The sequence below is a fragment of the Pedococcus sp. P2_F6 genome (assembly GCF_056403675.1).
This window is the reverse complement of the sequence record NZ_JBFUEZ010000003.1, coordinates 201264-220923: the sequence shown is the minus strand read 5'-3', so window position 1 is coordinate 220923 and position 19660 is coordinate 201264. Positions and strand designations below refer to the sequence as shown.

Below are 19660 nucleotides of genomic sequence, written 5' to 3'. Positions count from 1 at the left end.
TGGCCTCAGGCGGTCAGCAGGATCTTCCCGATGTGCCCGCTGGCCTCGAGCTCGCGGTGCGCGTCCACGGCCTGTTCCAACGGGTAGCGGCTGTGGATGACGGGCTTGACGCGACCGGCCGCCACGAGCGGCCAGACGTGCTCGCGCACCGCCGCGACGATGGTGGCCTTCTCGTGGGCAGGGCGGGCCCGCAGGGAGGTGGCGATGACGGCGGCTCGCTTGCGCAGCAGCAGCCCGAGGTCGAGCTCCGCCTTCGCGCCACCCTGCAAGCCGATCACGACCAGGCGTCCGTTGGGGGCCAGCGCGTCGACGTTGCGGGCGAGGTACTTCGCTCCCATGTTGTCGAGGATGACGTCGGCCCCGGCCCCGGCGGTCGCGGCGCGCAGCTCTTCGACGAAGTCCTGCTCTCGGTAGTTGACGAGGATGTCGGCGCCCAGCTGGCGACACACCTCGAGCTTGTCCGCCGACCCGGCCGTGACGGCGACGCGCGCTCCCACCTCACGGGCCAGCTGGATCGCCATCGTCCCGATGCCCGACGATCCACCATGAACCAGAAAGGTCTGTCCCGGAAGGAGATTCGCCGTCATGAACACGTTGGACCACACCGTGCTGACCACCTCGGGCAGGGCTGCCGCGTCCACGAGCGAGACACCGGTCGGGACCGGCAGGAGCTGTTCGGCGGCCACGCACACCAGCTCGGCATAGCCACCACCCGACAGCAGCGCACAGACCTCGTCGCCGACGTGCCAGCCGTCGACCCCGTCGCCGACCTCGTCCACCGTGCCGCTGACCTCGAGCCCGGGATAGTCCGGCGCCCCGGGTGGGGGTGGGTAGAAGCCCATCCGCTGCATGACGTCGGCCCGGTTGACTCCGGCCGCCACCACGCGGACCCGGACCTCGCCGGGAGCGGGGTGCGGGTCGGGGACCTCGGTCTGCACGAGCGCCGAGGCGTCGCCGGGCTGCGGGATGGTGATCGCCTTCACGGGTCGAGCCTATGGCGCGCCGACTCGAGGTCAGCGGTGGTGTCGACGTCAAGTGCCGCACCCTCAGGAAGGGTCACCACGAGGGTGCGCAGCGCGTCGAGCAGCCGCATCAGCGGCGTGCCCGCCGGCGGGTCCGGCAGCGCGTCGCGCAGTGCAGCCGCCCGGTATGCCGCGAGCAGCGGTTGCAGCCGTCCGTCACCGTCCCTGCCGAGGACCGCTTCGACGTCGGGGGACGCCGCGAGGCGGGAGGCGAGGCTGGGAGCCGGGCCCGCGGCATACGGCATGTCACCGCCGAGGACGACGACGAGGGGCCGCTCGACGTGGGCCAGGGCAGCCGCGATCGCGGCGACCGGGCCACCCCCTGGAGGGGACTCGCGGCACCAGGTCGCCGGTCGTCGGGTGGGGCGCGGTTCGCCGACGCAGATGACCGCCCAGTCGGACGGCAGGCCGTCGAGGACGTGGTCGAGCACCGGGCTCCCGGCCAGGTCGGCGCGGGTCTTGTCGCCCCCGAAGCGCCGCCCCTCGCCCCCGCAGAGCACGACCGCCGTCACGAGGGCACCCACCGGTGCGGTGGAGACGAAGGCCGAGGTCACAGGCCCATTGTGGGGGGTCCGGGAGGGCGCTGTGGGGGTTCCGATGCGCGCGGGTCCGGTCTAGGTTGGCGAGATTCGACGATCTCGAAGGGAAGAGGATCATGACGCTCGAAAGACGCACATTTCTGAAGGGGAGCGCTGCGGTCGCGGGAGGGGCGGCGTTGGCCGGCCCGTTCGCCGGTCTGGTCGCGGGTCCCGCATCGGCCATCGGTGCGGCGCCTTTCCGCGGCCTGCGTGCCACGCCTGACCTGCGTGACGGCAAGGTGCGGTTGCACCTCCCGGAGGGGTTCAGCTACCGCTCCTTCCACGACACCCAAGCGGTGCCGCCGCCCCTCGTGGACGGCAAGCCCATGCCGGGACGCCACGACGGCATGGGTGCCTTCGAGGGCCCCGACGGCGCCGTCACCCTCATTCGCAACCACGAGGTCGCGGGCACCGGAACGCCTTTCGGCGCCGTGGGCTCGTGGACCTACGACACCGGCGCCCGGGGCGGGTGCATCCACGTCGACGTGACCGGCGAGGGTGAGGTCCTGGGGGAGTTCACCGCCATCAACGGGACCGCGAACAACTGCTCCGGTGGGCAGATGCCGTGGGGTGCCTGGGTGACCTGCGAGGAGACGGTCAACGGCCCCGACGTCGGGCCGGACTTCACCGGGGCGTCCAATGTCCCGTTCGCCAAGAAGCACGGCTACGTCTTCGAGGTCCCCGTCACGGGCCGCTCGGCGGCGATGCCGATCACGAGGGCAGGTCGGTTCTCCCACGAGGCGGTGTCCTTCGATCCGCGCGAGGGACGGCTCTACCTCACCGAGGACAACTTCGCCTTCCCGTCCGGCTTCTACCGGTACACCCCGGGAACCAACCCGATGGAGAGCGGCCACCTCGACAACGACGGCCACCTGCAGATGCTCGCCGTCAAGGGTCAGCCGAACGCCCACCTCGAGGCACACCAGGACAAGGGAGCGGTCTACGACGTCGAGTGGGTGGACATCGCCGACCCCGACCCGACCTTCCCCTACACGCCGGGCCAGCCGGCGCCGACGAAGAACGACGACGCACTGGTCCACGTCAGCAACCAGGGTCGAGCGCTCGGCGCGGCAGGCTTCTCCCGGCTCGAGGGCCAGATCTACGACAACGGAGTCGTCTACTTCACCTCGACGCAGGGCGGTGGCGACGCCGAGACCGGGCCCGAGCTCATCGCCGGGTACGGCAACGGCTTCGGCCAGGTGTGGGCCTACGACACCCGCTCCGAGAAGCTGCGGCTCGTCTACCAGTCGCCCGGCAAGGAGACGTTCGACTTCCCGGACAACATCACCGTGAGCAACCGCGGCACGCTCGTCGTGTGCGAGGACCACGACGTGGACAACTACATCCGTGGACTGAACAAGGGCGGCCAGCTCTGGGACATCGCACTCAACCGAGCAGCCAACGCCAACGGCACGCCGAGGTTCGACGACGAGTTCGCGGGGTCGACGTTCAGCCCAGACAAGTCGACCTTGTTCGTCAACATCCAGGCCAGCGCCGGACTGAGCTTCGCGATCTGGGGGCCCTGGCACACGATCGGCGTCTGACCCGCCCCCCGTCAGCCGGCTGCGGTCGGCTGGCGGGGCGGGCACGTCGAGGTGGCGAGGTACTCGAAGTGCCACCACTCGTTGTCATAGGTGCGACAGATGCCGTATGCCGCGCCGTGCGTCTGGAGCCACGTCGCCGCCGCCTGCGGGTGCACGTCGACCGCATAACCCTTGACGTGCGCCGACTTGGCCGGGGCGAGTACCCACTTGGCAGCCTCCCCGCGTGAGCCGTACTTCGTCACGGCCCGGTCGAACAGGATCTGCTGCCACTCGGCGCTGCGCCAGGCCGACCTGATCTCGGGAGCCAGCCCGTCAGCGCGCGCGTCGGCGAAGGCACGGGTGAAGGCGGCTGCGGCTGCGGCCTGCATGTTCGTGGTGCCCGGGATCGGAGCGGACAGTGCCAGGCTCGTCGTCGGCGCGGGGATCCGGTCGGTGACGACTGGCGCAAAGCCTTTGCCAGCAGCGGTTTTCGGTCTCCCCGTCTTCGTCTTCGCCTTCGACGCGGCGAGCGCCGCCCCCCGGTCGGCCTCGCTGGTGGCTGACGCCTGCGGCCCCGCGGCAGCCGAGGAGTCGTCGTGCCACGCGGCATACCCGGCTGCTCCGCCGAGCCCGACCAGGACGGCGGTCACGACGAGGGTGCGGCGCAGCCGTTGGCGCCGTCGCCGACCAGCCGACACGTGCGTCGTCGTCATGGACTCACCCCCTCTGCTGCGGCCCTCTGGAGTCTGGCAGGCCGGGGGTGGATGTCAGCGGACGCCGCCGATTCGCGCGGACAGCGTGGCGGCGGCGCGGGACACGGCGGCGACCAGCCGACTGCGTTCCGTGTCGTCGACCCCGTCGCGCGGGAACGTCAGCGCCACACCGGCCACCGGGTGTCCGGTGTGGTCGAGGACGGCCTGCGCCACCGACGACAGCCCGGCGCTGACCGAGTCGTCCTCGAGGGCGTAGCCGCGGGTGCGGACCTCGGTCAGCTCACGCCGTAGCTCGCTCACAGTGGTGGGGCCGTGTCCGTCGCGCTGCACCAGGGTGTCGCGGTGTGGGAACAGGGCCCGCACCTGGGCCGCCGGCAGCTGGGCGAGCATCGCGAGGCCGCTGGCGGTGAGGGTCGCGGGCAGCCGCACCCCGACGTCGGTGACGAGAAGGGGACGGCCGGGGGCGCGTTCCTCGATGACGTAGAGGACGTCGCGGCCGTGCAGCACCGCGAGGTGGGCGTTGTGCGTCGTGGTGTCGACGAGGCGGCCGAGCAACGGCCGGGCGATCCGCTGCAGGGGCGCCTGTCGCTGGTAGGCAGAGCCCAGCTCGAACGCCGCGACACCCAGGCCGTAGCGCCGCTCCTCCTCCAGGTGGGTGACGAAACCGTGGTCGCGCAGCACTGCGAGCAGGTGGTACGTCGTCGAGCGCGGCAACCCCAGCTCGCGCGCGATCGACCCCGCCGGAAGCGGTTCGGTGTGCCGCGCGAGGAGGGTCAGCAACTGGAGCGTGTGCGCGGCTGCGGGTGCGTTGGCCACGCCACCAGTGTCTCAGGTGTCAGACATCCTCGGACGCGACGCGCGAACCACGACCGGGTGTGCCGCGAGCGCAGGGCGCGCACGCGGCATACCCGAGGTGGTGGTCGTGAGGGGTGAGACGCGCGGTCAGGCGCGGGTGGCCAGGACTCCGTCCTCGTCGGCGAAGAGTCGCTGGCCGGGGGCGAAGTCGACCCCGCCGAAGCTGACGACCACGTCGCGTTCGCCGACCCCGCCCTTGGCGCTCTTGCGCGGGTTCGACCCCAGGGCGAGGACGCCGAGCGGGAGCTCACGCAGCGCCACCACGTCGCGGACCGCGCCGTGGATGACCACGCCCGCCCAACCGTTGGCGACCGCGCTCGCAGCGATGAGGTCTCCCATCAGCGCCGACTCCAGCGAACCGCCGCCGTCGACCACGAGCACCCGGCCGGAGCCGTCCTCGGTGAGCGTGGACTTCACGATGGCGTTGTCGCGGTGACATCGGATCGTGGTGATCACGCCCTCGAAGGAGGAGTGGGCACCGTAGTGACGGAACTGCACCGAGCAGGACTGCAGGTCGTCACCATGTTCGTCGTAGAGGTCGGCGGTGGACACCGAGGCCATCAGTCCCTGGCCGCCTTGACCGCCAGGACCGGCGCCTCCGCCTCAAGCAGCACGGTCTGGGCGGCACTGCCCATGATGAGCTTGCCGACCGGTGACCGGCGCCGCAGCCCGATGACGATGAGCTCGGCGTTCGTCTCCTCCGCGACACGCAGCAGCTGGTCGGCCGGGTCCCGGGCCTCGACTGCCTGGGCAACCTCGTGCTCCACCCCGGACTCCTCGAGCTGGGCCTTCACGGCGTCCCAGTCCGAGGACGACGCGAACCTCGAGTCGACCAGGGCGTCTCCCCGGCTGACGTTGAGGACGACCAGCCGGGCACCGCGCAGCCTGGCTTCCTCGATCGCTCGGTCGAGGGCTGCGTGACCCTCCGGACGGGGGACGAAACCCACGACGATGGCCATGACTACTGCCCTTCCTGGTTGGCGTGCTGGTGGCCGAGCGGGGACACGTCCTGGATGCCCCTGTCGCCGTCGCCGCCACCGCGCCGCGACCGCACGCGATCGATGACCACGGGGACCACGAGCAGGAGGACGACGATGACGTAGACGATCTTGGAGAAGGGCGTGTTGACCAGACCGGACAGCTCGCCGTCGCTGATCTGCAGTGCCCGTCGCAGCTGCTCCTCAGCCACCGGGCCGAGGATGATCGCGATGATGGCCGGGACCACGGGCAGGCCGAAGCGGCGCATGAAGAACCCGAGACCGCCGATGATGAGCAGCAGCCACAGGTCGAAGGTCGAGGTGTTGGCGGCGTAGGCCCCGATGCTGGCGAAGAACAGGATGCCGGCGTAGAGGTAGGGGCGCGGGATGTTGAGCAGCCGCGCCCAGATGGTCGCGAGGGGCAGGTTCAGGGCGAGCAGGATCGTGTTGCCGATGAACAGCGAGGCGATCAGGCCCCACACCAGCTCCGACTGGTCGTCGAGCAGGCGCGGTCCGGGCTGGATGCCATAGGACTGGAACGCACCGAGCATCACCGCCGCCGTCGCGGTCGTGGGGATGCCGAGGGTCAGCAGTGGCACCAGGCCACCGGCGGCCGAGGCGTTGTTGGTCGCCTCGGGCCCGGCCACGCCCTCGATGGCCCCGTGACCGAACTCCTCGGGGTGCTTCGTGAGCTTCTTCTCCATCGCGTACGACAGGAAGGTCGGGATCTCCGCTCCACCCGCGGGGATGGCACCGAAGGGAAAGCCGATCACGGTGCCGCGCAGCCAGGGCTTCCACGAGCGCCGCCAGTCCTCGCGGTTCATCCGGGCGCCGTCGACGTGGATGATCTCGGCGGGGTTGCGGCGCAGGTGCGCGGCGATCCAGAGAGCCTCGCCGACCGCGAAGAGGCCGACGGCGACCACGACGACGTCGATGCCGTCGGCGAGCTGGGGGATGCCGAGGGTCAGCCGCTGCTGGCCGGAGGTCGGGTCGATGCCGACGGTCCCGATGAGCAGTCCGATGCCGAGTGAGGCGAGGCCACGGATCTTCGACGACCCCAGCACCGTGGTCACGGCGATGAAGGCCAACATCATGATGGCGAAGTAGTCGGGTGAACCGAGCTGGATCGCGAGCTTGACGATCTGGGGGGCGACGAGGGCGAGGGCCAGGGTGCCGATGGTGCCCGCGATGAAGGAACCGATCGCCGCCGTGGCCAGGGCAGCTGCGCCCCTGCCCTTCTTGGCCATCAGGTTGCCCTCGATCGCTGTGATGACCGACGCGCTCTCGCCTGGCGTGTTGAGCAGGATCGACGTCGTCGATCCGCCGTACATGCCGCCGTAGTAGATGCCCGCGAACATGATGAACGCCTGGGTGGGCTCGAGCGTGAACGTCAGCGGCAGCAGCAGGGCGATGGTCATCGCCGGGCCGATGCCGGGGAGCACGCCGATGGCGGTGCCGAGGACCACGCCGATGACGGCGTAGAGGAGGTTCGTCGGCGTCAGCGCGGTGCCGAAGCCGTCGATGAGGGCGTTGATTCCGTCCATCAGAGGATTCCCTTGAGCAGCCCGACCGGGAGCTTGATGCCCAGGCCGAGGAAGAAGAGGTACCAGGATCCCACCGAGAGCACGATCGAGATCAGGGCCATGCGGACGTAGTGCCGCGCACCGAGGGCGTAGGTCGTCCCGAAGAACAGGATCGCCCCCGAGATCGGCCAGCCGAGCGGGTCGATGAGCAGGGCGTTGGCGGCGAACGAGCCCACGAGCAGGCCGATCGTGCGCCAGTCGCTGCCGTGGCTGAGGTCGACGTCCTCGCCACCCTCGGCCTCACCCCGCCCACCACGGACCAGGTCCACGGTGAGCAGGGCCGCCATCAGGATGAGCAGCAGCCCGACCGCGATCGGAACGGTGCGGGCATTGACGGGACCACGGGACGCGGTGTCGGTCACCCCGAGCGCGTCGACGATCGCCCAGGCGCCGAGGCCCAGCAGGAGGAGGGCCACCCCGTACTCGGAGCGGCCCCCCTTCTCTGCCGCAGTCGGGCTGCTGGACATCAGGCCAGTCCCAGTTCCTTGAGAACGCCGGCGACGCTGTCGTTCTGCGCGGTGAGGAAGGTCTTGAACTCGTCACCGGTCTGGAAGGAGTCCGTCCAGCCCTGGTCGGCCAAGGTCTTCTTCCACTGGTCGGTAGCGTGCATCTTGGTCAGCAGGGCGACGTACTCCTTGGTCTTGGCGTCGCTGAGCCCGGGGGGACCCACGATGCCGCGCCAGTTGGTGAACTCCATGTCGACACCGAGGCTCTTGAGGGTGGGAGCGTCCACGCCCTCCACGGGCTTGGCACTGGTGACGGCAAGGATCTTCACGTCGCCGGACTTCGCCTGCTCGGCGACCTCGCCGATGCCGGTCGCCGCGAAGGCGACCTTCTTGCCGAGGACCCCGGTGAGCAGCTCGCCACCACCGTCGTACGCCACGTAGTTGACGTCCTTCGGGGTGATGCCCACGGCCTTGGCGAGGAGCATCGGGGTCAGGTGGTCGGGGCCACCGGCGTTGGAGGCACCACCGACGGGGACCTTGCCCGGGTTGGCCTTCCACGCCGCGACGAGCTTGTCGAGGGTGTCGTAGGGGGAGCCCTTCGGCACGACGATCGCCTCGGACTCCTCGATCAGCTTGGCGATCGGGACGGTGTCGTTGAGCGTGGCCTTCGACTTGTTCGTGTAGACGGCGCCCACGACCCCGAGCCCCATCTGCATGAGGATGTCGTCGTGGCCCTTCTCGTTGACGAGGCGCTGCAGACCGACGGTGCCGCCGGCGCCTGCCGAGTTGAAGACCTCGATCGTCTCGCTGAGCTTGGCGTCCTGCATGGCCTTGGCCGCGAGGCGGGCGGTGGTGTCGTAGCCGCTGCCGGGTGAGTTCGGTACGAGGATGCGCAGCCCCTTGACGGGGCCAGAGGAGCTGCTCGTCTCGGTTGACGAGTCGTCGCCGCTCACGCCACAGGCGCTCAGGGCGAGACCGGCGACCGTGGCGGCTGCCACGACCTTGAGGGGGGTCCGTACTTGCACGGGAGACTCCTTTGTCTGAGGGGGTTCGAAGCACACCGTGCCCGGCCTCGATCGCGGTGTCACGGTTAGGTGCGCAAACTCTGTTTTGTCCTTTGTGCTCACGCGGTGCTGGTCGGACGCAGGCAGCCCAGACACAATCGAGCCGTGGACGATCGATGGCGCGCGTGGCTGGCCCGACGGCGCTGGCCCTGGCGGCGGCGCTGGACGCTCGCCAGCCGCATGCTGGCGATGCAGCTGGCCATCGTGTGCGTCGTCCTCGTCGGAGTGGCCGCGGTCTCCCTGGCCCAGTCCGACGCCCGCGCCCGCGAGACCGAGGGAAGCCGGGCCCTTGCCGTCGCGGAACGCCTGGCGGTCACCGCTGGAGTGCGGGAGGCCGCGGCATCGGGCGGTGAGGACTTCCTGGGCCAGGCCCAGTCGGTGGTCGAGTCGGGGCGCACCTTCTCGAGCTCGACCACGGTGCTGCTCGCGCTCAGGGACCGGCGGGTCATTGCCTCCAGCGACGCGCTTCCGCGGAGGGCCATGTACCTGCAGCCGACCGACGCCTTCGAGGGGCGGTCGTGGGTCGGTGCGCAGAAGGGCACGGGAGCGGCACTCGCGATGGCCCCGATCATCAACGTCGACACCCGTGAGACCGACGGTGTGGTGGCGGTCGTCCGCGCCTATCCCTCGATCCTCGACAACTTCGAGACCGCCCTGCCCAACCTGCTGACCTACCTGGGGATCGCGAGCCTGCTCGGGGTGGTGGGTTCGCTGCTCCTCGCCGGGCGCGTGAAGCGCCAGACCCTGGGGCTCGAACCACGCGAGATCGCCGGACTCGTCGAGCAGCGCGAAGCCCTCCTGCACGGCATCAAGGAAGGCGTGCTCGCGGTCGACCTCGACCACCGCATCACCATGGTCAACGACGAAGCGGCGCACCTGCTCGGCATACCCCTCACGTCCGGGGGGCGGACCCTCGCGGAGGTGGACGGCACGGGGCGGGCTGACCAGATCTTCGACGACGGGACCGAGCTCACCGACCATGTCATGCCGGTCCGTGGCAGGGTGCTCACCGTGAACCGGATGCCGGTCACCAGCCGTGGCAGGCACATCGGCTGGGTGGCCACGATGCGCGACCGCACCGAGATGCTCGAGCTCCAGCGCGAGCTCGACCTGACCAAGAGCACCACGGACACGTTGCGGGCGCAGGCCCACGAGTTCAGCAACCGGATGCACGTCGTGAGTGGTCTGATCGCGCTGGAGGAGTTCGACGGGGTGCGCAGCTACATCCGGCAGATCACCGACGACTCGAGCACCCTGACGACCAATGTCGCTGCGCACGTGCAGGATCCGGCGGTTGCCGCCCTGCTCATCGCCAAGGCCAGCCAGGCGGCGGAGCGCGGCGTCGAGCTGGTCGTCGACGCCACCAGCAACGTGCCCCCTCTCGACGACGCGCTGGCGGCGGACGTCAACACCGTGATGGGCAACCTCATCGACAACGCCTTCGACGCGGCCGCCGGTGGTGGCGCCGATCCCGTTGTGCAAGTGACTCTTTCGCACTCCGGCGACGCGATGACCGTGACCGTGCGCGACAGTGGCCCGGGCATCGACTCCACGATCGGTGAGCTGGTCTTCACCCGGGGGTTCAGCACGAAGTCCACGACGACGGCGCAGGAGCGCGGCATCGGACTGGCGATCGTGCGGCTCATCTGTCGCAATCGCGGCGGGGACATCATCGTCACCAACGACGAGGGCGCGGTCTTCGTCGCCACGCTGCCCGTGCTGGTGCACCAGGAGGCATCGTGATCAGGGTGCTGGTCGTCGACGACGACTTCATGGTGGCGCGGCTGCACTCCAGCGTCGTGGCGAGGCAGCCGGGCTTCGAGGTCGCGGGCATTGCCAGCACGGGCACCGACGCCCTCCGGGCGGTCGAGGTGACCCGGCCCGACCTGGTCCTGCTCGACATCTACCTCCCCGACATGACCGGGCTGGAGGTGCTGGCGCGCCTCCGCGAGGGGAGCGGCGAGGACGTCGACGTCATCGTGATCAGTGCCGCGCGCGACCTCGACACCTTGCGAACCGCCTTGCGTGGCGGGGTTTTCCAGTACCTCGTCAAACCGTTCGAGATCGAGTCCCTCCAGCAACGACTCGGGGAGTATGCCGTGCACCGGGCTGAGCTCGCCGAGCTCACCGAGGCGGGTCAGGACGACGTCGACCGGGTGTTCCGGGCGAGCGGGGCCCGCCTGGTGGGAGGCTCACCCAAGGGCATCAGCCCGGAGACGACGGACCTGGTGCGCCAGGCGCTCGAGGCGGCCGACGAGGACGGGCTGTCGGCGACGGAGTGTGCCGAGTCGACGGGCCTGTCCCGCAGCAGCACCCGGCGCTACCTCGAGCACCTCGTGTCGGTCGGCACGGCCGAGATGCGCCCGAGGTACGGCGCGGCCGGGAGGCCCGAGCGGCGCTACCGGATTCGCTGACGCCGTGGACCGGCCGCGGCAGGTCAGCCGGACTGCTCGAGCCGGTCTGAGATGGCGCTGAGCGCGGTGTCGCGCGCCGCGAGCACGTGCGCCTCGGCAACGGCGTGGGCGCGGACGGGGTCCCGGGCCACCAGGGCCTCGAGGATGTCCTGGTGCTCGCGCAGGGCAGTGGTCCGGCGTTCCTGGGACTGGTTGGTGAACGCGCGGTAGCGCGCCATCTGCCCGTCGACCTGGCCGTGCAGCCGAGAGGCCCACTCGTGCCCTGCGATCGCGCCGATCGCCAGGTGGAAGTCGTGTCCCGCGTTCATCGCATCGCTGGGCAGGTCGACGAGCTTCTCGTTGCGGTCCACCAGTCGACGCAACGTGGCTGCGCCCTCGTCGTCGAGGCGGGCCGCGGCCTCGGCGGCCATCAGGCCCTCCAGCGCGGCGCGCACCGAGTAGAGCTCCTCGATCTCGCGGGCGCTCAACAGCCGGACCACCATCCCGCCGGTGGGCAGCTGGTCGAGCAGGTCCTCGGCGAGCAGCAACCGCAGCGCCTCGCGCAGGGGCGTGCGACTCACCTGCATCCGGGCGGCCAGCTCTGGCTCGTAGAGCCGCTCTCCAGGCTTGAGCTCGAGGTCGAGGATCTGGCGGCGCAGCTCGCTGTAGACGAGCTGTCCGCCGGACGCCCGGCGTGGACGATCCACCATCTGGTCTCTCCCATCTTGCACACTTGTATACAAGTATGCTTTCGTTCACCCAGTCTCGCACAGTCCCACCAAGGAGCCCCACGTGACCCAGCCCGAGCCCGCCGGAGGCGCTGCCCCTCGAGGGGCCAGCTTCGCGGCCACGGACCTCGCTGACTTCGCGACCCGCCTCCTGCACGCCGACGGAGTGCCCGACACCGACGCCGCGCTCCTGGCCGACTCCCTCGTCACCGCAGAGCTGTGGGGCCACGCCTCGCACGGGATGCTCCGACTGCCCTGGTACCTCACGCGGCTGCGCAGCGGAGCGATGGCGGCGGTCACCGCCCCGGACGTGGCGCGGGACGGTGGCGCCGTGGTCGTGCTCGACGGACGGCACGGCATCGGCCAGGTCATCACGCAGCGGGCGGTCGACCTGGGGATCGAGCTCGCCCGGGAGCACGGCATCAGCGGGGTCGCGGTCCGCAACTCCGGACACTTCGGCACGGCGGCGTACTTCACCCGACAGGCGGCCGAGGCCGGCTGTGTCGCCCTGCTGGTCACCAACGCCAGCCCTGCGATGGCGCCCTGGGGCGGGACCGCGAAGAGCATCGGCACGAACCCTTGGTCCATCGCCGCCCCCGCAGGTCGTCATGGCGTGGTCGTCATGGACCTGGCCAACACGGCGGTCGCCCGCGGCAAGGTCTACCTGGCTGCCGAGCGTGGCGAGGAGATCCCCCAGGGCTGGGCCGCCGACAGCGATGGCGCGCCCACGACCGACCCTGCGGCGGCGATCGCGGGCCTGATCCTGCCGATGGCCGGCCCCAAGGGCTACGTCATCTCGTTCATGATGGACGTGCTGGCGGGGGTGCTCACGGGCAGCGCGTTCGGTGACGGCGTCGCGGGCCCCTACGACCCGGAGCGTCGCAGCGGCGCCGGGCACCTCCTCATCACCATCGACGTGGCCGCGGTGTCCGACCCGGACGAGTTCTCGGCCCGCATCGAGGCGTTGGTCGACCAGACCCGCGGTGGGGCCCTCGCGACGTGGGCGGACGAGATCCTCGTCCCCGGTGAGCTGGAGGACCGCAGCCGGCGCCGGCTCTCCGCCGACGGCATACCCCTGGCCGATGGCACGACCGAAGCGCTCGCAGCGCTCGGGCGGGAGGCGGGCATCGCCCTCCCCGCCCCACTCGCCGCCAACCCGACCGCCCCTGACGGACCGGAGGTCCCCGCATGATCGCCCTCGTCGTCTCCCTCGACGTCGTCCCGGCGAGGCTCGACGAGTTCGTCGCCGCCATCGCCGTGAACGCCGAGCGCACCTTCGCCGACGAGCCGGGGTGTCTCTACTTCGACGTGACCCAGGACGTCACCGACGACCACCACTTCGTGTTCTACGAGGTCTACGCCGACGACGACGCAGTGGCCGCCCACCGCGCGACTCCGCACTTCGCCGACTGGCGCGCGGCCGCGAGCCGGTGCGTGGTGCCGGGCAGCCAGGTCAACACCCTCGCCACACGACGGTTCCACCACGACGGGAGCGAGCTGTGAGGATCCTCGTCCTGCCGGGGGACGGCATCGGCCCCGAGATCACCCGGGCGACCGTCGAGGTCCTGCTCGCCCTCGATCGCCGGCTGGGTCTGGGGCTCGAGCTGGAGCACCGTGACATCGGGCTGGCCTCGCTGGAGTCGGTCGGCACGACCCTGCCGGACGACGTCCTGCAGCGGGTGACCGAGGTCGACGGCACCGTCCTCGGACCGGTCTCGCACTACGACTACCCGGCGCGGGAGCAGGGTGGCATCAACCCCAGCGCGGAGCTGCGGACCCGCTTCGCGCTGTACGCCAACATCCGCCCGTGCCGGTCGGTCGACGGCCTGAGCGTGCTGCGCACCCCGATGGACCTGGTCATCGTGCGGGAGAACACCGAGGGCTTCTACTCCGACCGCAGCATGTATGCCGGCAGCGGCGAGTTCATGCCCGACGAGGACTCCGCGTTCGCGATCCGCAAGATCACCGCCCCAGCCTCGCGACGCGTGGCTCGCGCAGCCTTCGAGCTGGCGCGCACCCGCCGGGGTCACGTGACCGCGGTGCACAAGGCGAACGTGCTCAAGCTGTCGGACGGGCTGTTCCTGCGCTCGGTGCGGGAGGTCGCGTCCGACTTCCCCGACGTCGAGCTGCGCGAGCTAATCGTCGACGCTGCCGCGGCCAGGCTGATCCGCGACCCCGGGTCGTTCGACGTGCTCGTGACCACCAACATGTTCGGCGACATCCTCAGCGACGAGGCCTCCGAGCTCTGCGGCAGTCTCGGCCTCGGTGGGTCGGTGAACGCCGGGGACGGGGTCTGCGTGGCGCAGGCCCAGCACGGGTCCGCGCCCGACATCGCCGGGCAGGGCAGCGCCAACCCCACCTCGCTGATCCGTTCGGCCGGGATGCTCCTCGACTGGCACGGCGCACGATCCGGCAGGCCGGAGCTGCGCGAGGCAGGACGACTGCTCGACGCCGCGGTCACCGCCACCATCGCCGACCCGGCCACCCGCACCCGCGACCTCGGCGGCCCCCTCGGCACCGACGACTTCACCAGCGCCCTCGTCGGCACCCTGACCCAGGAGCCCTCCCATGCCTGACCAGCCTCTGGCCCCGACCCTGCTCATCCGCCCCGACGAGGTGCGGCCCTTCGACCGTGGCAACGGCGTCGTGACGGTCCCGTACGTCGGGAAGTGGAACTGCGAGGCCAACAGGATCACCACCGGCCAGACCCAGTTCCAGCCCGGCACCGGCCTGCCGCTGCACAGCCACAACGTCGAGGAGTCCGTCCTGGTCCTCGAGGGCGAGGCCGTTGCCGAGATCGGTGACGAGCGGTTCGACCTCGTCGCCGGCGAAGCCACGTGGGTGCCGGCCGGCATCCCGCACCGCTTCTACAACCGCGGCGCCGGGCCGATGCGCATCTACTGGGTCTACGGCGGTCGCGACGTGACCCGGACGATCACCGCCACCGGTGAGACGTTCGAGCACCTGTCGGAGAGCGACCGGGGCGGCCTGAGCACGCCATGACCACGATCACGACGGTCAACCCCGCCGACGGGAGGGTCCTCGAAAGCTACGACTCGATGGGGGCCGACGACATCGAGAAGGCGCTGGTCGCCGGCGCCGCCGCAGCCCGTGCCTGGGGCCAGATGGCGGTGGCAGACCGCGCAGAGCTGCTCGTCCGGCTCGCGGCACACCTCCGCGCCGATGCCGAGAGGTATGCCTCGCTCGTCACCTCCGAGATGGGCAAGCCGCTGGCCCAGGCCCGCGGCGAGGTCGAGAAGTCAGCGGTCACCGCCGACTACTACGCGAGTCAGGCGGCCTCGATCCTGGCGCCCCGCCACGTCGAGATCGACTCGCCCGCAGGGGTTTCCGCCTTCGTGTCACCAGAACCCCTGGGGCTGGTGCTGGCCGTGATGCCGTGGAACTTTCCCGTCTGGCAGGTGATGCGCTTCGCCATCCCTACCCTGGCTGCTGGCAACGGGGTCCTGCTCAAGCACTCGCCCAACGTCACCGGCTCCGCCCTCGCCCTCGCCGAGGCCTTCGTCCTGGCAGGGTTCCCCAGCAACCTGTTCACCACCCTGGTCGTGGCCGAGGAGGACGTTCCCGCGACCGTCGGGCGGCTCATCGAGGACGAACGCATCGCCGCGGTCACCCTGACCGGCAGCAACCGAGCGGGTGAGATGGTGGGCGCGGCCGCGGGTCGCGCGTCCAAGAGGTCGGTCCTCGAGCTCGGTGGGTCGGACGCGTTCGTCGTCCTCGCCGACGCGGACGTGCCCGCAGCGGCGGCGGCTGCCGTCGGCGCCAGGTTCACCAACTCGGGCCAGAGCTGCGTCTGCGCGAAACGGTTCATCGTCGAGGCGCCGGTCGCCGAGGAGTTCACCCGGTTGTTCCTCGCGGGCGTGCGGGCGCTGGTCGTCGGCGACCCCACCGACCCCACCACGACGGTCGGGCCGCTGGCCCGCTCGGACCTGCGCGACGCCCTGCAGCGACAGGTCGACCTGTCGGTGACCGCAGGGGCGACCCTGGCTGCCGGCGGGCACAGCGTCGACGGCGCGGGCTACTTCTACGCACCCACCGTGCTGCTCCACGCAGGTCCCGGGATGCCGGCGTTCGACGAGGAGACCTTTGGTCCGGTCGCGGCCGTCGCGGTGGCTTCCGACGAGGCCGACGCGATCCGGCTCGCCAACGCGACCCCTTACGGACTGGGCCTCAGCGTCTGGAGCCGCTCCCCCGAGCGGGCCGTTGCCGTCGCGCGACAGGTCACCTCGGGTGCGGCGTTCATCAACGCGGTGGTCGCTTCCGACCCCCGGGTCCCCTTCGGGGGCACCAAGCGCAGCGGTTACGGCCGTGAGCTGGCCGACGCGGGGATCCTCGAGTTCACCAACCAGCGCACCTACTGGGTGTCCGCCTGACCCATCGTCTCGCATCCGAGACGGTATGCCGCCTGCGCAGGGCGCGCACGCGGCATACCTCCGCTGCAATGGAGGCATGACCACCACTGTCACCTCAACTCCGACCGTCACCGTCGGGACCGGGCCCGTCTCGTTCGACGACGTCGTCGCGGTCGCCCGGCACGACGCCAGGGTCGAGATCTCCCATGAGTCGCTGGCGGAGGTGCGCCGCACCCGCGAGGTGATCGAGGCGCTCGCCGACGACACGGTCGCGCACTACGGCGTCTCCACCGGGTTCGGTGCGCTGGCGACGCGGCACATCCCGGTCGAGCTGCGCGCCCAGCTCCAGCGCTCGCTGGTGCGCTCGCACGCCGCTGGGTCGGGCGCCGAGGTCGAGCGCGAGGTGGTTCGCGCGCTGATGCTGCTGCGCATCTCCACGCTTGCGACCGGGCGCACCGGCATCCGCGAGGAGACCCTGCAGACCTACGTCGCGATGCTCAACGCCGGCATCACCCCGGTCGTCCACGAGTACGGCTCGCTGGGCTGTTCGGGCGACCTCGCGCCGCTGTCCCACTGTGCGCTCGCCCTCATGGGCGAGGGAGTCGTGCGTGACGCGGACGGGGAGAAGATGGACACGGCCGCGGCTTTCGCCGCCGCCGGCATCACCCCGGTCGAGCTGCGTGAGAAGGAGGGCTTGGCCCTCATCAACGGCACCGACGGCATGCTCGGCATGCTCGTGCTCGCCATCACCGACCTGCGCTCACTGCTCAAGACCGCCGACATCTCGGCCGCGATGAGCGTCGAGGGCCAGCTCGGGACCGACGACGTCTTCGCGGCGGACCTCCACGCGCTGCGCCCGCAGCCGGGCCAGGCCAGGTCCGCCGAGAACCTGCGAAAGATGATGCAGGACAGCGGGATCCGCGACAGCCACCGCGACCCCGAGGCTTGCACGCGCGTCCAGGACGCCTACTCGCTGCGCTGTTCACCGCAGGTTGCGGGCGCGGTCCGCGACACCGTGGAGTATGCCGCGACGGTGGCGGGCTTCGAGCTCGCCTCCGCGGTCGACAACCCCGTCGTCACGCCGGACGGCCGGGTCGAGTCCAACGGCAACTTCCACGGGGCGCCGGTCGCATACGTCCTCGACTTCCTCGCGATCGTCGCCGCCGACCTGGCCTCGATCTCGGAGCGGAGGACCGACCGGTTCCTCGACGTGTCGCGCAACCACGGGCTCAACGCCTTCCTCGCGGACGACCCCGGTGTCGACAGCGGCCACATGATCGCGCAGTACACCCAGGCGGCGATCGTGTCCGAGATGAAGCGCCTGGCGGTGCCCGCCTCGGTCGACTCGATCCCGAGCTCGGCGATGCAGGAGGACCACGTGTCGATGGGCTGGTCCGCGGCCCGCAAGCTCCGTCGCTCGGTGGACGGGCTGACCCGCGTCCTCGCGGTCGAGCTGCTGACGGCCGCTCGCGCCATCGACCTCCGCGCCCCCCTGACCCCGGCACCGGCCACCGGGGCCGTGGTCAAGGCGCTCCGCGACGCGGGCGCCCCCGCACCGGGTACCGACCGCTTCCTGGCCCCTGAGATCGAGGTGGCCGTCCAGCTCGTCGCGAGCGGCGCGGCCGTCGCAGCGGCAGAGTCGGTCACCGGCCCCCTCAACTGACACCACGGCATACCCCGCTCGTCACTGAACCGTCTGACCAAGGCACTGAAGGAGAACGACATGGAAGGCGCCCGCCCCGTCCGCTCACCCCGCGGCTCGCAGCTCACCGCCCAGCACTGGGGGGCCGAGGCCCCGATGCGCATGCTGATGAACAACCTCGACCCCGAGAACGCCGAGCGTCCCGACGACCTCGTCGTCTACGGCGGCACCGGCCGAGCTGCGCGTGACTGGAAGTCGTTCGACGCCATGGTCCGCACCCTGACCACGCTCAAGCAGGACGAGACGATGCTCGTGCAGAGCGGTCGTCCGGTCGGCGTCATGCAGACCCACGAGTGGGCGCCGCGCGTGCTCATCGCCAACTCCAACCTCGTCGGCGACTGGGCGACCTGGCCGGAGTTCCGGCGGCTCGAGCACCTCGGGCTGACGATGTACGGGCAGATGACCGCGGGCTCGTGGATCTACATCGGGACCCAGGGCATCGTGCAGGGGACCTACGAGACGTTCGCCGCGATCGCCGAGAAGCGTTTCGGCGGAACGCTCGCCGGCACCCTCACCCTCACCGGCGGTTGCGGTGGCATGGGCGGCGCGCAGCCGCTCGCCGTCACGATGAACGAGGGCGCCTGCCTCATCGTCGACGTCGACGAGTCGCGGCTCCGGCGCCGGGTCGAGCACCGCTACCTCGACGAGGTCGCCTCGTCGCTGGACGAGGCGATCGACAAGGCCGTCGCCGCCAAGAACGAGCGGCGCGCCTGGTCGGTGGGTGTGGTCGGGAACGCCGCCGAGATCTTCCCCGAGCTGCTGCGTCGCGGGGTGCCGATCGACATCGTCACCGACCAGACGTCTGCGCACGACCCGCTGTCCTACCTCCCCGAGGGGATCGAGGTGGGCGACTGGCACGAGTACGCCGAGAAGAAACCCGAGGAGTTCACCGACCGCGCGCGCGAGTCGATGGCCAAGCACGTCCAGGCGATGGTGGAGTTCCAGGACGCAGGGGCCGAGGTCTTCGACTACGGCAACTCGATCCGCGACGAAGCGCGGCAGGGCGGCTACGAGCGCGCCTTCGAGTTCCCCGGGTTCGTGCCGGCCTACATCAGGCCGCTGTTCTGCGAGGGCAAGGGCCCCTTCCGCTGGGTGGCCCTGTCAGGCGACCCCAAAGACATCGCGGCGACGGACAAGGCCGTCCTCGACCTGTTCCCCGACAACGACCGGCTGCACAAGTGGATCCGCGGCGCCCAGGACCGGATCGCCTTCCAGGGTCTGCCTGCCCGCATCTGCTGGCTCGGCCAGGGGGAGCGCGACAAGGCGGGTCTGGCGTTCAACGAGCTCGTCCGCACGGGAGCAGTGAGCGCCCCCATCGTCATCGGGCGCGACCACCTCGACACGGGTTCGGTGGCCAGCCCCTACCGCGAGACCGAGGCCATGCTCGACGGCTCCGACGCCATCGCGGACTGGCCGCTGCTCAACGCCCTCGTCAACACCTCTTCCGGCGCCTCGTGGGTCTCGATCCACCACGGTGGCGGCGTCGGCATCGGTCGCTCCCTGCACGCCGGCCAGGTCTCGCTCGCGGACGGCACGGAGCTCGCGGCGCAGAAGCTGGCCCGCGTCCTCACGAACGACCCGGCGATGGGCGTCATCCGCCACGTCGACGCCGGCTACGACATCGCCGAGCGCACTGCCCGGGAGCAGGGCGTGCGGATCCCCATGCGCGAGAGCTGATCTCGCACCAACGCGAGGTGTGCCGGGTG

At 70.8% G+C, this 19660-nt stretch carries 20 protein-coding genes; 10 read left to right on the top strand and 10 right to left on the bottom strand.

All coding sequences use genetic code 11. From position 1 onward, the window contains the following. Positions 1-5 precede the first annotated feature (5 nt). Together AC1DWP_RS09025 and mobA are read right to left on the bottom strand one after the other, a co-directional pair. Complete coding sequence (locus AC1DWP_RS09025) at positions 6-983, bottom strand: NAD(P)H-quinone oxidoreductase (RefSeq protein ID WP_477614130.1); 978 nt, start codon at positions 981-983, stop codon at positions 6-8. Beyond that, entirely contained in the window at positions 980-1576 is a 597-nt protein-coding gene (mobA, locus tag AC1DWP_RS09020; RefSeq protein WP_477614129.1) for a molybdenum cofactor guanylyltransferase, read from the bottom strand. Before mobA ends, AC1DWP_RS09025 begins: the two co-directional genes overlap by 4 nt. Before the next feature lie 101 nt (positions 1577-1677). On the opposite strand from mobA, the gene AC1DWP_RS09015 reads away from it, so the two are divergent. Beyond that, entirely contained in the window at positions 1678-3144 is a 1467-nt protein-coding gene (locus AC1DWP_RS09015; RefSeq protein WP_477614128.1) for a PhoX family protein, read from the top strand. A gap of 11 nt (positions 3145-3155) precedes the next feature. Here AC1DWP_RS09015 and AC1DWP_RS09010 read toward each other — a convergent pair whose 3' ends face one another. The 7 genes from AC1DWP_RS09010 to AC1DWP_RS08980 all read right to left on the bottom strand — a co-directional run bounded on the left by AC1DWP_RS09010 (position 3156) and on the right by AC1DWP_RS08980 (position 8722). Further along, positions 3156-3836 (bottom strand): D-alanyl-D-alanine carboxypeptidase family protein, encoded by a 681-nt coding sequence (locus AC1DWP_RS09010; RefSeq protein WP_477614127.1) that lies wholly within the window; start codon positions 3834-3836, stop codon positions 3156-3158. Positions 3837-3890: 54 nt separating this feature from the next. Next, positions 3891-4652 (bottom strand): IclR family transcriptional regulator, encoded by a 762-nt coding sequence (locus AC1DWP_RS09005; RefSeq protein ID WP_477614126.1) that lies wholly within the window; start codon positions 4650-4652, stop codon positions 3891-3893. A gap of 126 nt (positions 4653-4778) precedes the next feature. Then, the gene (gene rraA / locus AC1DWP_RS09000) at positions 4779-5252 is read right to left on the bottom strand and encodes a ribonuclease E activity regulator RraA (protein ID WP_477614125.1); all 474 of its coding nucleotides are present in this window, start codon (positions 5250-5252) and stop codon (positions 4779-4781) included. After that, positions 5252-5650 (bottom strand): universal stress protein, encoded by a 399-nt coding sequence (locus tag AC1DWP_RS08995; protein WP_477614124.1) that lies wholly within the window; start codon positions 5648-5650, stop codon positions 5252-5254. Before AC1DWP_RS08995 ends, rraA begins: the two co-directional genes overlap by 1 nt. A gap of 2 nt (positions 5651-5652) precedes the next feature. Then, positions 5653-7212 carry a tripartite tricarboxylate transporter permease gene (locus tag AC1DWP_RS08990; RefSeq protein WP_477614123.1) on the bottom strand — a complete coding sequence of 520 codons (1560 nt, stop codon included), beginning with the start codon at positions 7210-7212 and terminating at the stop codon, positions 5653-5655. Next, positions 7212-7718, bottom strand: a complete 507-nt coding sequence (locus AC1DWP_RS08985; protein ID WP_477614122.1) for a tripartite tricarboxylate transporter TctB family protein — start codon at positions 7716-7718, stop codon at positions 7212-7214. Before AC1DWP_RS08985 ends, AC1DWP_RS08990 begins: the two co-directional genes overlap by 1 nt. After that, a complete protein-coding gene (locus AC1DWP_RS08980) occupies positions 7718-8722 on the bottom strand; it encodes a Bug family tripartite tricarboxylate transporter substrate binding protein (RefSeq protein ID WP_477614121.1) in 1005 nt (334 codons plus the stop codon). Before AC1DWP_RS08980 ends, AC1DWP_RS08985 begins: the two co-directional genes overlap by 1 nt. A 144-nt stretch (positions 8723-8866) precedes the next feature. On the opposite strand from AC1DWP_RS08980, the gene AC1DWP_RS08975 reads away from it, so the two are divergent. After that, the gene (locus AC1DWP_RS08975; protein ID WP_477614120.1) at positions 8867-10504 is read left to right on the top strand and encodes a sensor histidine kinase; all 1638 of its coding nucleotides are present in this window, start codon (positions 8867-8869) and stop codon (positions 10502-10504) included. Further along, positions 10501-11175, top strand: a complete 675-nt coding sequence (locus AC1DWP_RS08970; protein WP_477614119.1) for a response regulator — start codon at positions 10501-10503, stop codon at positions 11173-11175. Before AC1DWP_RS08975 ends, AC1DWP_RS08970 begins: the two co-directional genes overlap by 4 nt. 23 nt (positions 11176-11198) lie before the next feature. On the opposite strand, the gene AC1DWP_RS08965 is transcribed toward AC1DWP_RS08970, so the two are convergent. Continuing rightward, complete coding sequence (locus tag AC1DWP_RS08965; protein WP_477614118.1) at positions 11199-11864, bottom strand: GntR family transcriptional regulator; 666 nt, start codon at positions 11862-11864, stop codon at positions 11199-11201. A gap of 82 nt (positions 11865-11946) precedes the next feature. Between AC1DWP_RS08965 and AC1DWP_RS08960 the strand changes: the two genes are divergently transcribed. From AC1DWP_RS08960 to hutU, 7 genes are all read left to right on the top strand, one after another. Further along, positions 11947-13074, top strand: a complete 1128-nt coding sequence (locus AC1DWP_RS08960) for an Ldh family oxidoreductase (RefSeq protein ID WP_477614117.1) — start codon at positions 11947-11949, stop codon at positions 13072-13074. Beyond that, complete coding sequence (locus AC1DWP_RS08955; protein ID WP_477614116.1) at positions 13071-13385, top strand: putative quinol monooxygenase; 315 nt, start codon at positions 13071-13073, stop codon at positions 13383-13385. Before AC1DWP_RS08960 ends, AC1DWP_RS08955 begins: the two co-directional genes overlap by 4 nt. Continuing rightward, positions 13382-14458, top strand: a complete 1077-nt coding sequence (locus tag AC1DWP_RS08950) for an isocitrate/isopropylmalate dehydrogenase family protein (protein WP_477614115.1) — start codon at positions 13382-13384, stop codon at positions 14456-14458. Before AC1DWP_RS08955 ends, AC1DWP_RS08950 begins: the two co-directional genes overlap by 4 nt. Further along, positions 14451-14885: a cupin domain-containing protein gene (locus AC1DWP_RS08945; RefSeq protein ID WP_477614114.1), complete on the top strand. Its 435-nt coding sequence runs from the start codon at positions 14451-14453 to the stop codon at positions 14883-14885. Before AC1DWP_RS08950 ends, AC1DWP_RS08945 begins: the two co-directional genes overlap by 8 nt. Beyond that, positions 14882-16273 carry an aldehyde dehydrogenase family protein gene (locus tag AC1DWP_RS08940; protein ID WP_477614113.1) on the top strand — a complete coding sequence of 464 codons (1392 nt, stop codon included), beginning with the start codon at positions 14882-14884 and terminating at the stop codon, positions 16271-16273. Before AC1DWP_RS08945 ends, AC1DWP_RS08940 begins: the two co-directional genes overlap by 4 nt. Positions 16274-16349: 76 nt before the next feature. Further along, positions 16350-17915: a histidine ammonia-lyase gene (gene hutH / locus AC1DWP_RS08935; RefSeq protein ID WP_477614112.1), complete on the top strand. Its 1566-nt coding sequence runs from the start codon at positions 16350-16352 to the stop codon at positions 17913-17915. A gap of 60 nt (positions 17916-17975) precedes the next feature. After that, on the top strand, positions 17976-19631 hold the full coding sequence (hutU, locus tag AC1DWP_RS08930; RefSeq protein ID WP_477614111.1) for a urocanate hydratase: 1656 nt from the start codon (positions 17976-17978) through the stop codon (positions 19629-19631). Positions 19632-19660: the final 29 nt, after the last annotated feature.